Below are 13,462 nucleotides of genomic sequence, written 5' to 3' on the forward strand. Positions count from 1 at the left end.
GGAGCGCGGGCGCCGCGGGACCCGAATCGATCCGGCATCCGGAAATTTCCACGCGATCAGATGCATTCGTTTATGCATCCGAATTCCAATTCGGAATTGTTGATCGTCGGGCCAGCCGAAATGCCCGTAGACGAAATGCCCGTAGATAAGACGAGGGGAATCCCTGGGGAGGGAATCCCCGAAAGGGAGGGGATCGACCCCTGGTATCGGCCCCTGGTATCGACCCTTGGCATCGACCTTTGGCATCGACCCTTGGCATCGAACTTTCTCTTTCTCGTCCGAGTCGCGATGCGCCAACCGTCACCACCCCTCCCCACCCCCATCCGCACGACCGCTCCATTGTGTACACATGGCACACCCGGTACCCTTGGACTCATGACCCAGATGCCCATAGAGTCCATCCGCGACGTCCGCGCGCACCTGGCTGAGGTCGTCGAGCGGGCCGACCGTGACGATCTCCCCACCGTCATCACCCGGCGCGGCAAGGAAGTCGCGGCCGTGGTCTCGATAGAGGTCCTGCGCAAGTACCAGCAGTGGGAAGAGCGCGAGATCAACCGCATCATCGACGAGCGCATGGCCAACCGCTCGGCCGGCATCCCCATCGAGGACGTCATGAAGGAGACGCTGGCGCGCAGTGAGTGAATACCGCACCGTCTTCCGTCCCGAGGCCCAGGCCGAACTCCGCAAAATCCCACGGGACGCCGCGTTGCGCATCCTGGCGAAGCTGACGGAGCTGGAGAAGGATCCGTACGGCTTCAAAACCACCGCACTCGTCTCCCAGCCGGAGCGCCGCCGCCTGCGGGTCGGCGACTACCGCGTCATCTACACCCTCGACAACGGCGAACTGGTCGTATGGGTCGTCCACGTCGGCCACCGTTCCGCCGTCTACGAGACCTGAACGCGACGGCCCGGGCAGTACTGGGACGCGGATGGGGCCGGGCTCGCCAGAGCCCGGCCCCATCTGAACTGTTCGACCGGACGTTGCAGCGGAATGCCGGCGAAGCCTCAGTGACCTGCGGGAACGTCCCGTCGTAGCGCCCGGTCCCGCACGTATCCAGCAGCCGGCGATCGCCGCGGTCGCGCATGTCGGCGGTTGCCGCCTGGCCAGGGCCGGCTCCGGCTCGGAGACGGCGGGCTCTTGGCAGTGACCGGGGCACGGTGAGGGGGGCGTGCCCGGCCCGACGTAGACACATCCGAAGGACCCCTGGACACTTCCGGCGGTGTGGAATGCGCCCATGTGCCGTCTGCCAGAGCTGCCAGGACGCGGCGCTTGATCTCGGCGCGCAGCGGGCTGGTGGCAAGCGCTCCGGGGAGAAAGCCGTCGCGCTCTTCGTGGGCGCGTAGCTCGGCGCGGACGTAGGCGTACTCGGCCGGATGCCTTTCGATGAGGAGGTGGCCAGTCGCTGTTTCGGCTTCCGCAAGGGCGATCACACACGGGTCTTCACGGGACCGTGTGCGCAGGGTCTGGGTCAGCCGGCGAACGCATCGCTTGTACTCCAGGCGCCGTTGCAGAGGGGTGATGCCGCTGGCCGGGGCGAAGGGTTTCGGCGGCAAGTGCCCAGCTAGGGTGATCGGAAAGCACCGCGGAAACCGTGCAGCCAGCAGGAGGTGACAGGTGGGGCAATCCAATCCCCCGGTGATACGCGTGCCGGTCGGGGAGGGCGCCGATCGTTGGGTCAGCCGGGCAACGCGTCGCCGGGTCCTGCTCGTGGTGCACAACGTCACGTCCGCCGGGCGCCTGCTGGACGTACTGCCGCTCTTCCACGACGACTTCCGGCTGCAACTGCTGGTCACCTCGACGGAATCGTCCGTGTTCCAAAGCGGCCTGCGGGAACTGTTCGCGGAGTTGGACCTGCCGGTGCTGCCGTGGGAGCAGGCACTGGTGACGCCGGTGGACCTGGCTGTTTCTGCGAGTTTCGGGGGTCAACTCCACCAGCTTCAGGGCAGATTGAGCGTTCTGTCACACGGAGTTGGATATACTAAAAGGCTCGCTGAGCCGGGAGCCGGGAGCCGGGAGCCGGGAGCCGGGAGCCGGGAGCCGGGAGCCGGGAGCCGGGAGCCGGGAGCCGGGAGCCGGGAGCCGGGAGCCGACCTTCGGGCTGTCGGCGGAGTGGCTGCTGTCGGACGGGAAGCCGTTCGTGGAGGGGCTCGTACTGTCGCATCCGGAGCAGCTGGAACGGTTGCGCCGCGTATGCCCCGAAGCCGAGAAGGCAGCCGTCCTCGCCGGCGACCCCTGCTTCGACCGCATGCTGGCCGCCCGCCCGTACCGGGAGCGGTTCCGGCAAGCCCTGGGCGTGCGCCGCGGACAACGGCTCATCGTGCTGAACTCGACCTGGAACCCCGAGGGTTTCTTCGGGAACGGCGGTGACCAGGACGTCTTGCCCAGTCTGCTGCCCCGGATCGCCGCCGAACTGCCGGCCGACGACTACCGGCTGGCAGCCGTCCTGCATCCGAACGTCTGGTACGGGCACGGCCCGGGCCAGATCCGCATATGGCTCGACCGGGCCCGTCGCAGCGGGCTGGCTCTGATCGATCCGGTGCACGCCTGGCGGCAGGCCCTCCTGGCTGCGGATGTCGTGCTGGGGGACTTCGGTGCGGTCTCCTACTATGCCGCGGCGCTGGGCACCCCGGTGCTGCTGGCAGCCGCCGGGGCGGACAGGCTGGACCCGGAGGCGCCGCTCGCGGCGTTCGTCCGCGACGCCCCGCGGCTCGACCCGCAGGGCCCCTTGCGCGATCAGCTGGCGGACCTGCTGGCGCGGCACCGGCCGATCCCCGGGCCGGCGGAGTTCACCACCTCGGCTCCGGGAGCCTCGGCCGAACTGCTGCGACGGCACTTCTACATGCTGATGGACCTCCCCCAGCCGGCAACTCCCGCGCTGCTGGAGCCGCTGCCGCTGCCACCGTACGATCCCCCGCGACGTACCAACCCGCTGGATGTCCGCACGCGGGTCCGCGGTGCGGAGGTCATGATCGAGCGATCCACGGGCCATCCGTACGACGCCGCCGGCGAAACACACCGCGCCGTGCACGAGGACACCCGCGATCCCGGAGACCTGGCGACGGCCGACGTGATCTGGCGTGACGGACCGCCGGACGACCCCCGCTTGGGCGGCCCGGACGAGTGGACCGCGGAGATCCTGCACCGTCATCCGCACTGCGCGCTCGCCGCGTACGTCAGCGGGCCGGACCGCTGCACCGTGCGCACCCGGCACCTCGGTGTGTTCCGGCTGTCGGCGGGCCCGGGGGCGGACGCCGACCCGGCTGCGTATGCCTCTGCGCTGCACGCGTGGCTGGTGCACGGCGGCGAGGTGCCGCCGGGCGGGGCGACGCTCCGGGTGCATGCCGCCGGCGGCGTGCACCCGGTGGTGTGCACCCGGTGACGGCTGCTACTGCGCGGCTTCGCACCGCCGCCGAAGACCAGCGAGGTACTCCAGGTGCGGAGTCGCCCCCTCCGGCCTGAGCAGGCGTTCCGCCTCGGCGATACCGGCCAGTGCCGAGGCGTCGTCGCCGGCGTCGTGCAGCGTCTCGGCGAGGTCGGTGAGCACGCGGCCCTGGTTGTACGCCTCGCTCTGTGCCACGAAGAAGTCCCGCGCGCTCTCCAGGCGGATACGGGATTCCGCCAGCCGCCCCAAGCCGCGCAGGGCACGCCCCTGGTGGCGCTCGGCCAGGGCGAGGGCGCGTGGCAGGTCCTCCGCACCGGCCTGCCCGGAGGAGATCCGCCGGTACAGCTGCTCCGCCTCGACGAACCGCTCGTACGCCGCTCCGTACTGCCACTGGCTCAGCAACAGCAGGCCCAGCAGCTCCACGGACGATGCCTCTCCCCGCACATGGCCCGCCGCGCGCTCGCCCACGACGGCGAGCTGCGTCTCGCGGTCGGCCTCCTCCCATCGCCGCAGTTCCCCCAGACAGTGCCCGAGCTGGAAGTGGAGTGCCGCCGCCGTGGGGGAATCCGGGTCGTGCTCGTCGGCGCACCGGGCCGCGAGCTGGAGCGCAGGCAGCACCTCGTCCCAGTACCCGGCCTTCAGCTGAAGCGGCCACAGCGTGCGGGCGAGACGCTGCGCCACATCGAGACGGCCGTATTCGTGGGCCACGGAGACCGCCCGGATCACATTCGCGGCCTCGGCCCGCAACGCCGCCATGCCCGCGGCCTCGTCGCCGTACGGCGTGCCGTCCACCGGAGCGGGCTCGACCCGCCAGCTCCGCGGCAGCGCGGCGTGTGCGGCGTGCAGCGCCCGGTCCAGCAGGCGATCGAGTACGCGGAACACCGCCGCGGAGGACTCCGCGATGCCGTGCTCCGGGCCCGCGGCGTCCGCCAGGAGACGCCGCACCTCGGGACGGAAACGGTGGCGCCCTTCATGCAGCGGCTCCACCAACTGCACATTCACCGCTTCGGTGAGCATCCGGGCGGCATCCTCCGCAGCGACGCCCGCGGCGGCCCCGGCCAGGCCGGCGTCGAACGCGGGCCAGCCGCCCACCGCCACCAGCCTGCACAACCTCGCCGTCTCCGGGCCGAGCCCCCGGCACGCGGCCTGGGCCATGCCGCGCACCGGAGAGTGCCCGGTGGGACCGTCCGCCGGGTCGGCAGACGGCAGTTCCTCGGTCAACAGGCGCATCGCCGCCGCCTTCAACGCGAAGGCGTTGCCCGCGCAGCGACCCAGCAGCGCCGGCAGCTGCGACTTGGCGAGCGCGACCTTCTCCGGGCCGGCAACCTTCCTCAGCATCTTCACCGCATCCCGGTCCCCCAACCGCGGTACGGGGATACGCTCCGCCTCCAGTGCGAAAGCCGGACCGGACGCGATCACCAGGAGGAAGACCTCCGGGGCGGCGGGGATGAGGTTGCGGACCTGCGCCACGGCCGAGGCGTGATCGATCACCACCAGCACCCTGCGACCGGCCGTCAGCCGCCGGTACAGCTCCTCACGCCCGGCCTCCGTGGGCGGAATCCGTCCCCGCTCGACCCCCATCTTCAACAACAGGCGCAGCAGGACCTCCGACGGCCCGGGACCGTTCTCCGCGGCTGCGTCGCGGAGGTCGAGGTAGAACTGTCCGTCGGGGTACCGGGCATTCTGCGCGGCACCCCAGTACAGACCCACCGCGGTGGTGCCGATTCCCGGCGGCCCGTACAGCAGGGCGACCCGTGGCCGCCCCGCTGCCGGCCGGACCGCCTCCTGTGTCAGCTGCTTCAGTACCCGCTGACGGTCGGTGAAGTTCCTGGTGGCGGGCGGCAGTCCCACCCCTGTGCCCAACGGCACCGCGGGCACCGGCATGCTCCGCAACAGCTGAGCCCACTCCCCGTTCTGCTGCTGATCCCCGCTCAGCCGTGCGTGCAGTTCCCGCGCGAGCACATCCCGCCCGGCCGGACCCGCCGGCAGCGGCGCCTCTCGCCCCAGGGTCCGCCGCACCAGCGCACCCGTCGTCACGAGCAGCTGCTTCCCCATCTCCCCCGCGGCGCCGTTCCCCACCGCGGTGAGAAACGCGGTGAGCGCCCCCACCGTCACGATCTCGAACACGCCGGCCCCTCCCCTGGTCCTCGGCTCCGTCGGTCCGGTACCTGGCCGGACTGTATCCCCGTCCACACCAACCGGCGAAACGATCAGGCCGAACAGAAACCGGGGAGCCCTGCCCCGCCCACGTCACATCGCCCCCCGCGAGAACCTCGTGTGCAAGGCCACCATCAATGACGGTGTGGATTGCCGACGGGGCTGGGGCGAGATCGCCCCAGCCCCGTCGGCAACTTGTCCTTGTGCAGGCAATTCCAGCGCGTCAGCGGCGTGGTGGAATTCAGACGTTGAAGCGGAACTCCACCACGTCCCCGTCCTGCATCACGTACTCCTTGCCCTCCATGCGGGCCTTGCCCGCTGCGCGGGCCTCGGCTACCGAGCCGGTTTCGACCAGGTCGGCGAAGGAGATGACCTCGGCCTTGATGAAGCCCTTTTGGAAGTCGGTGTGGATGACGCCGGCGGCCTCGGGGGCGGTGGCGCCCTTCTTGATGGTCCAGGCGCGGGTTTCCTTGGGGCCGGCCGTCAGGTACGTCTGGAGGCCGAGGGTGCCGAAGCCGACGTGGGCGAGGGTGGCGAGGCCGGGCTCGTCCTGGCCGACGGACTGGAGGAGTTCGAGGGCCTCGTCCTCGTCCAGCTCGGCGAGGTCGGCCTCCAGCTTGGCGTTGAGGAAGATGGCCTCGGCGGGGGCGACGAGGGCGCGCTGCTCGTTCTTGAAGTCCTCGTCGGTGAGCTCGTCCTCGTCGACGTTGAAGACGTAGAGGAAGGGCTTGGTGGTCAGGAGGTGGAGGTCGTGCAGCAGCTCCTCCCTGCCGGAGCCCTGGACGATGCCCTGGGAGAAGAGGGTGTCGCCCTTCTCCAGGATGGCCTTGGCCTCCTCGACGGCCTTGACCTTGGGGGCCACGTCCTTCTTGATCCGGGACTCCTTGACCAGGCGCGGCAGCACCTTCTCGATGGTCTGGAGGTCGGCCAGGATCAGCTCGGTGTTGATGGTCTCGATGTCGTCCTTGGGCGAGACCTTGCCGTCGACGTGGACGACGTTCTCGTCCTTGAAGGCGCGGATGACCTGGCAGATCGCGTCGGACTCGCGGATGTTCGCCAGGAACTTGTTGCCCAGGCCCTCGCCCTCGGAGGCGCCGCGGACGATACCGGCGATGTCGACGAAGTCGACGGTGGCCGGGAGGATCTTCTGGGAGGAGAAGATCTCCGCCAGCTTGGCGAGGCGGGGGTCGGGGACGCCGACGACACCGACGTTGGGCTCGATGGTGGCGAACGGGTAGTTGGCCGCCAGCACGTCGTTCTTGGTCAGGGCGTTGAACATGGTCGACTTGCCGACATTCGGCAGACCGACGATTCCGATCGTGAGCGACACGGTGGCGACTCGACTTCCGCGGGTGGTGGTGGGTGGGCAGCCGCTCCGGGTCCCGGTCCGTGGGACGGCGGCGCGACGACGAGGTGACGACGGCGTCCACGGGGACGACGGCGCCCGTCGGACGACGTCCTGGAGCGGATACGGATCCTGGGAGGGCCGATCCACCAGTCTACGGGGCGGGGCCGCGGGCCCGCGTCCGCCACCGGAAGCGCCCGCCGTCCGTCGCGCACCGTCCGGCGGCGGCCGGACACGCCCGGGCCCGTCCGGCCGCCGCGCCCGAGCGTGTGGTGAAAGGACCGCCAAGCTCGGTCAAAGCGCGTGTCCTGCGACCGATTAATCCCACTTAGCGGCCTACCGTTGGCGGGTGGAGCAACGCAAAGCGCGCAGGTATCAGGACCGTCCGCAGCGGGGCGGCCGGGCCGCCGCCGTGGGCCGCGATGCCCGGCTGCCCCGCCCCTCGGAAGCCAACGGGCCGGCTGACTCGCCAGGAACCTCGGGGACGGCAGGAACCGCAGGAACCACAGGAACCGCAGGGGTGGGGGCTGGCGGGCCGGTGGGGCCGGGCGGAACCGGCGGTACCGGTGGCACCAGCCGCGCCGGCGGCCCCAGCGGCCCGAACGGCCCCAGCCGCACTGGTGGACCCAACGGCCCGAACGGCCCCAGCCGCACTGGTGGACCCACCAGCCCGAACAGCCCTAGCCGCACCGGTGGCACCGGCAGCCCGAGTGCCCCCAGCCGCACCCGCGGACCCACCGGCCCGAACGGCCCCAGCCGCACCGGCCGCCCCGCCGCCCCGAGCAGACCCGGCGCCCCCAGCAGGCCCGGTGCCCCCAGCGGCCCCTCCGGGCCCTCCGGATCCCCCGCTCCCCCACCCCCTCCTCCCCCCACCGGCGAGACCGCGACCGTCTACCGCGTCCGGCCCCGGCGCCCCCCTCCGCCCGCGCCCGTGGCGCGGCTGTCGCGCCGGATGCCGCGGCCGATGCTCACCGGTCTCGGCTGCTGGCTGCTGGCCACCGTGGCGCTGCTCGTCGTCGCCTTCCTCGACCAGCTGCTCCTGGACTCCGAGCAGACCCCCTACGGCGTGTTCTTCGTGCTGGTCAGCGTGTGTGCGTCGGTGTGGGTGCGGCCGTACGACCTGATCGCCGCGCCGGTCGCGCTGCCGATCGCGTTCGCGCTGGGGGCGCTGCCGATCGAGCGCGGGCCGGACGGCTTCGGCGGGACGGTGATGGGGATCTTCACGGTCCTCGCGCTCGATGCGCCCTGGCTCTACGCCGGCACCCTGATCTGCGCGCTGGTGGCGCTGTTCCGCAAGGCGATGCTCATCGCGCAGCGTCGGGCCAGCCGACCGGTGAGTCCACTGCCGTCCGGGCCGGTGGGGCGGGGGAAGGGGCACCGTCCGCGCGAGGTGGCACCGCAGCCCGACCGGCATGGGCAGCCATCGCGGCGCCCACAATCCCCGCATTGTTCTGAAGCAGGGCCGGCGCGATCTCGGCCTTGATGCCCTCGATCAGCGGCAGGAATTTCTCCGCCTTACGGCTCACCCCGCCGCCGATCACGAACAGCTCGGGCGAGAACAGCATCTCCAGATGGGCGAGGTACTTCTGCACCCGGCGCGCCCAGCGCTCCCAGCTCAGTTCCTGGTCTTCCTTGGCCTTGGTCGAGGCGCGTTTCTCGGCCTCGTGGCCGTGCAGCTCCAGATGGCCGAGCTCGGTGTTGGCGAGAAGCCGGCCGCCGGTGAAGACGGCGCTGCCGATGCCGGTGCCGAGGGTGAGGACGATGACCGTGCCGTTGCTCCGGCCGCGTCCGGCGCCGTAGCGCATTTCGGCCAGGCCGGCCGCGTCCGCGTCGTTGAGGAGGGTGACCGGGCGGCCGGCGCCCAGGCGGCCGGTGAGCAGGGCGGCGGCGTCCAGGCCGATCCAGCCCTTGTCGACATTGGCGGCGGTACGGGTCGTGCCGCCGGTGACCACACCGGGGAAGGTCGCGCCGACCGGGCCCGACCAGCCGAAGTGGTCGACGACCTGCTGGACGCAGTCCGCGACCGCCTCCGGGGTGGCCGGATGCGGGGTCAGTACCTTGTAGCGCTCGGCGGCCAGATCGCCGCGTCCGAGATCCACCGGGGCACCCTTGATGCCCGATCCGCCGATGTCCACACCGAAGACCCTCATGGGAAAAGGCTAGGCGCGCGGACGGCCGCCCACCCCTCGAATCGGCTACGGGCTCCGGTGCCGGTCCCGGGGCGCTCAGCCCTCGGTGGCGGCCTTCGCCTCGGCCCGCAGATCGCGGCGCAGCTCCTTGGGCAGCGAGAAGGCGATGGACTCCTCGGCGGCCTTGACCGTCTCGACGTCCTCGTAGCCGCGCTGGGCGAGCCAGTCCAGGACGCCGTGGACGAGGATCTCGGGGACGGAGGCGCCGGAGGTGACGCCGACCGTGCTCACGCCGTCCAGCCACGCCTCGTCGATCTCCTCGGCGTAGTCGACCAGGTGCGCGGCGCGGGCGCCGGCGCCCAGCGCCACCTCGACCAGGCGGACGGAGTTCGAGGAGTTCTTGGAGCCGACGACGATGACGAGGTCGGCCTCGGCGCCCATCTGCTTGACCGCGATCTGGCGGTTCTGGGTGGCGTAGCAGATGTCGTCGCTGGGCGGGGAGAGCAGGTTGGGGAAGCGGCCCTTGAGGGCGTCGACGGTCTCCATGGTCTCGTCCACGGAGAGGGTGGTCTGGGAGAGCCAGACGACCTTGTCCGGGTCACGGACCTCGACGTTGGCGACGTCCTCGGGGCCGTCGACCAGCGTGATGTGCTCGGGCGCCTCGCCGCTGGTGCCGATGACTTCCTCGTGGCCCTCGTGGCCGATCAGGAGGATGTCGTAGTCCTCGTTGGCGAACCGGACGGCTTCCTTGTGGACCTTGGTGACCAGCGGGCAGGTGGCGTCGATGGTGGCGAGCTTGCCGCGGGCGGCCTCTTCGTGGACGACGGGCGCGACGCCGTGCGCGGAGAAGATGACGATGTTTCCCTCGGGCACCTCCTCCGTCTCGTCGACGAAGATCGCGCCCTTCTTCTCCAGGGTCTTGACGACGTACTTGTTGTGGACGATCTCGTGGCGTACGTAGACGGGCGCGCCGTACTGCTCGAGGGCCTTCTCGACGGCGATCACGGCACGGTCCACGCCCGCGCAGTAGCCACGGGGGGCGGCGAGCAGAACTTTGCGGCGGTTGTCACTGCGACGCGAAGCGTCTCCACTTGGGGCGGCGGCGGGCGACGGGCGAGAAGTCATGCTGACCATCGTAGGGCGTGCGCCGCCGACGTCCGATCGCCCCGGGGGCCCACACTGGGCAAGGACGTACGAAGGAGGACGGATGCCGGGCGCGATCGGCCTCACCACGGGCGATGAGGCGGGCGGGAGCACCGGCGCCGCGGGCGGGGGCCTGCGGCGGACGCTGACGTTCCGGGATCTGATCGTCTACGGGCTGCTGTTCATCGCCCCGATGGCGCCGGTGGGGATCTTCGGCACGCTCCAGGCCGCCTCGCACGGTGCGATCACCGCCGTCTATCTGGTGGCCACCGTCGCGATGGCGTTCACCGCGTACTCGTACGCGCAGATGGTGCAGGTCGCGCCGCGGGCCGGATCGGTCTATACGTACGCCCGGGTGGGGCTGGGCGAGGGCGCGGGGTTCGTCGCCGGGTGGATGGCGATGCTGGACTATCTGCTGATCCCGGCGGTGGCGTATCTCTTCTCCGGGATCGCGATGCATGCCCTGGTGCCGGCGGTGCCCCAGTGGGCGTGGACGGCGCTGGCGGTGGCCGTGACGACGCTGCTGAACCTGTGGGGGGTACGGGTCGCGGCGGTGGTCGGGTTCGCGGTGCTGGCGCTGGAGATCGCGGTGCTGGCGGTGTTCGTGGGGGCGGCCGTGGTGGAGCTGGCCGTGCACGGTGCGCAGCGCGGCTGGGCGGTGCCACTCACGGGCGAGGACGGGTTCTCGGTGACCGCGGTGCTGTCGGCGGTGTCCGTGGCGGTGCTGTCCTATCTGGGCTTCGATGCGATCGCGTCGTTCGCGGAGGAGGCCGCCGGAGGCCCGAAACGGGTGGCGCGGGCGGTGCTCGCGTGCCTGGTGGTGGCGGGGGTGCTGTTCGCCGTCCAGACGTATCTGGCGGCGCTGCTGGCTCCGATGTCCGCCGCCGGGCTGGCGGCGAGGCCCGGTGAGCAGGGCGCGGCCTTCTACGCCACGGTCGATGCGGCGGTCGGCGGCTGGCTGCACGATCTGGTGGCGGTGAGCAAGGCGGTCGGTGCGGCGTTCGCGGCGCTGGCGGGACAGGCCGCGGCGGGCCGGCTGCTGTTCGCGATGGCACGGGACCGGCGGCTGCCGGGGGCGATGTCGAAGGTGGACACGGGCAGCGGGGTGCCGCGCCGGGCGCTGCTCGGGGCGGCCCAGGTGACGCTGGTGGCGGCGGTGTGGGCGGCGCGCCGGGCCGACGGGCTCGACCAGCTGTCCTCGATCGTGAACGTGGGCGCGCTGACCGCGTTCGCGCTGCTGCACGCGTCGGTGATCGGCTGGTTCGCGGTGCGGGGGCGGGCGGGGACGCCGAGCGTGCTGCGGCATGTGGTGGTGCCGCTGCTGGGCCTGGCGGTGGTGCTCGCGGTGATCGTCGAGGCATCGGCGACGGCGCAGATCGTGGGCGGGGTGTGGCTGGCGGTGGGGCTGGTGGTGCTTGCGGTGCGGTACGGGGCCCGGCGGCGGGCGGACGCCGGGACTGACGGGCGGGACGGGCCGCGGTGACCGCGGGCGGGGGTCACTGTCAGTGGCCGCCGCTACTCTCGCTCGTATGGCTGTCTCAACGTCTGCGGAAGCGCCGATCCCCGTCGGCGAGGTCTCCCGGCTCATCGGCGGGTGGATCGACCGCCTCGGCGCCGTCTGGGTCGAGGGTCAGATCACCCAGCTCTCGCGGCGGCCCGGCGCGGGGGTGGTGTTCCTGACGCTGCGCGACCCCTCGTACGACATCTCGCTGAGCGTGACGTGCTACCGCCAGGTCTTCGACAAGGTGGCCGACGTCATCAGCGAGGGCGCCCGGGTGGTGGTGCACGCCAAACCGGAGTGGTACGCGCCGCGGGGCCAGCTGTCGCTGCGGGCCGCCGAGATCAGACCGGTGGGGGTGGGTGAACTCCTCGCCCGGCTGGAGCAGTTGAAGAAGTCGCTGGCCGCGGAGGGCCTGTTCGCGGCCGACCGCAAGCGGCCGCTGCCCTTCCTCCCGCAGCTGATCGGGCTGGTCTGCGGCCGGGCCAGCGCCGCCGAGCGCGACGTCCTGGAGAACGCCCGGCACCGCTGGCCCGCCGTCCGCTTCGAGGTGCGCAACGTCCCCGTCCAGGGGGTGCATGCCGTGCCGAAGGTGATCGAGGCGGTCCAGGAGCTCGATGCGCTGCCCGAGGTGGACGTGATCATCGTGGCGCGGGGCGGCGGCAGCGTGGAGGATCTGCTGCCGTTCTCCGACGAGCAGCTCGTACGGGCCGTGAGCGCGGCCCGCACCCCGGTCGTCTCCGCCATCGGCCATGAGCCGGACAGCCCGCTGCTGGATCTGGTCGCCGATCTGCGGGCCTCCACTCCCACGGACGCGGCGAAGAAGGTCGTCCCGGACGTGGGCGAGGAGCTGACCCGGGTCCGTCAGCTGCGGCAGCGCGCCTATCGCGCGGTCAGCGGCTTCGTCGAACGGGAGGAGCGGGGGCTGGCGGCGGCGCTGCACCGGCCCTGTATAGAGCGGCCGCACCGCATGGTGGAGGAGCGCGAGGAGCAGATCACCGCCCTCCTGGAGCGCGGCCGGCGCACCCTCGGCCATCTGCTGGACCGCGCCGACTCGGAGCTGACGCACACCCTGGCCCGGGTGGTCGCGCTCTCCCCCAAGGCGACGCTGGAGCGCGGCTATGCGGTGCTCCAGAGGGCCGACGGGACGGCCGTGCGCTCACCGGACGAAGTGGCCGCGGACGAGGCGCTGCGGGCCCGGGTGGCCGAGGGCGACTTCGGGGTCCGGGTGGAGGCGTAGCGCGGGCCCGGCACCGCCCGGCACACGTACCGCACAGCACACGTACCGCAGGCACCGCTCGCACCGGCCCGGTGCGGCAGACCGACTCATAGGGTGGGAGACGAGGAAGACATGGCGAAGGCGAAAACCGAGGACATGACGGACGACATCACCGGCGGCAGCACGGGCGAGGCGGCGGACGGCGCGACGGACGCCGGGCAGGGGGCGGCGGCCGAGCCCGAGGTGGCGTCCGTCCTCGGCTACGAGCAGGCGCGGGACGAGCTGATCGAGGTCGTCCGCAGCCTGGAGGCGGGCGGCACCACGCTGGAGGAGTCGCTGGCGCTGTGGGAGCGCGGCGAGGAGCTGGCCAAGGTCTGCCGCCACTGGCTGGAGGGTGCGCGGGCCCGGCTGGACGCGGCGCTGGCGGAGGAGTCCGGGGAGTCCTGAGGCGGGACCGGCGCCACGTTCCGCGCGAGCCCGTCAAGCGACGCCATGTGAACCCCGTCACAACCTCCACGAATTTAGTTGAAAGTTAACATATCTCCTTTACAGTGGTATCCGTTGACCTGAAAACCCAGCCGACCCCAC

10 protein-coding genes and 1 pseudogene are annotated in these 13,462 nt (G+C 71.6%); 7 read left to right on the forward strand and 4 right to left on the reverse strand.

Going from position 1 to position 13,462, the window contains the following annotated elements:
* The first annotated feature begins 375 nt into the window (after positions 1–375).
* The 3 genes from SNA_RS33535 (at position 376) to SNA_RS33545 (ending at position 3,380) form a co-directional block, all read left to right on the forward strand.
* Complete coding sequence (locus SNA_RS33535) at positions 376–642, forward strand: type II toxin-antitoxin system Phd/YefM family antitoxin (protein WP_030064338.1); 267 nt, start codon at positions 376–378, stop codon at positions 640–642.
* Positions 635–898 carry a type II toxin-antitoxin system RelE family toxin gene (locus SNA_RS33540; protein ID WP_030064339.1) on the forward strand — a complete coding sequence of 88 codons (264 nt, stop codon included), beginning with the start codon at positions 635–637 and terminating at the stop codon, positions 896–898. The genes SNA_RS33535 and SNA_RS33540 overlap by 8 nt, the downstream gene beginning before the upstream one ends.
* Positions 899–2,138: 1,240 nt before the next feature.
* Positions 2,139–3,380 (forward strand): hypothetical protein, encoded by a 1,242-nt coding sequence (locus SNA_RS33545; RefSeq protein WP_037788852.1) that lies wholly within the window; start codon positions 2,139–2,141, stop codon positions 3,378–3,380.
* 6 nt (positions 3,381–3,386) lie between these two features.
* Here the strand turns inward: SNA_RS33545 and SNA_RS33550 are convergent, their stop codons facing one another.
* Both SNA_RS33550 and ychF read right to left on the reverse strand, forming a co-directional pair.
* Positions 3,387–5,510: an ATP-binding protein gene (locus tag SNA_RS33550; RefSeq protein WP_030064341.1), complete on the reverse strand. Its 2,124-nt coding sequence runs from the start codon at positions 5,508–5,510 to the stop codon at positions 3,387–3,389.
* A 271-nt stretch (positions 5,511–5,781) separates the two neighbouring features.
* Positions 5,782–6,870, reverse strand: a complete 1,089-nt coding sequence (ychF, locus tag SNA_RS33555) for a redox-regulated ATPase YchF (RefSeq protein WP_030064342.1) — start codon at positions 6,868–6,870, stop codon at positions 5,782–5,784.
* A 979-nt stretch (positions 6,871–7,849) separates the two neighbouring features.
* Here ychF and SNA_RS45090 point away from each other — a divergent pair.
* A pseudogene (locus tag SNA_RS45090) lies at positions 7,850–8,128 on the forward strand (DUF6542 domain-containing protein); the annotation flags it as partial.
* Positions 8,129–8,189: 61 nt separating this feature from the next.
* On the opposite strand, the gene ppgK reads toward SNA_RS45090, so the two are convergent.
* Together ppgK and SNA_RS33565 are read right to left on the reverse strand one after the other, a co-directional pair.
* A complete protein-coding gene (gene ppgK / locus SNA_RS33560) occupies positions 8,190–9,035 on the reverse strand; it encodes a polyphosphate--glucose phosphotransferase (protein ID WP_030072391.1) in 846 nt (281 codons plus the stop codon).
* Positions 9,036–9,110: 75 nt separating this feature from the next.
* Complete coding sequence (locus SNA_RS33565) at positions 9,111–10,139, reverse strand: 4-hydroxy-3-methylbut-2-enyl diphosphate reductase (protein WP_078970413.1); 1,029 nt, start codon at positions 10,137–10,139, stop codon at positions 9,111–9,113.
* Positions 10,140–10,221: 82 nt separating this feature from the next.
* Between SNA_RS33565 and SNA_RS33570 the strand changes: the two genes are divergently transcribed.
* The 3 genes from SNA_RS33570 to SNA_RS33580 all read left to right on the forward strand — a co-directional run bounded on the left by SNA_RS33570 (position 10,222) and on the right by SNA_RS33580 (position 13,321).
* Positions 10,222–11,640 carry an APC family permease gene (locus tag SNA_RS33570; protein WP_030072387.1) on the forward strand — a complete coding sequence of 473 codons (1,419 nt, stop codon included), beginning with the start codon at positions 10,222–10,224 and terminating at the stop codon, positions 11,638–11,640.
* A gap of 46 nt (positions 11,641–11,686) precedes the next feature.
* Positions 11,687–12,895, forward strand: coding sequence for an exodeoxyribonuclease VII large subunit (gene xseA / locus SNA_RS33575; RefSeq protein WP_030072385.1), 1,209 nt, complete (start codon positions 11,687–11,689; stop codon positions 12,893–12,895).
* A 135-nt stretch (positions 12,896–13,030) separates the two neighbouring features.
* Positions 13,031–13,321: an exodeoxyribonuclease VII small subunit gene (locus SNA_RS33580; protein WP_044368380.1), complete on the forward strand. Its 291-nt coding sequence runs from the start codon at positions 13,031–13,033 to the stop codon at positions 13,319–13,321.
* Positions 13,322–13,462: the final 141 nt, after the last annotated feature.

This window comes from Streptomyces natalensis ATCC 27448, assembly GCF_000935125.1.
GTDB classification, from domain to species: domain Bacteria; phylum Actinomycetota; class Actinomycetes; order Streptomycetales; family Streptomycetaceae; genus Streptomyces; species Streptomyces natalensis.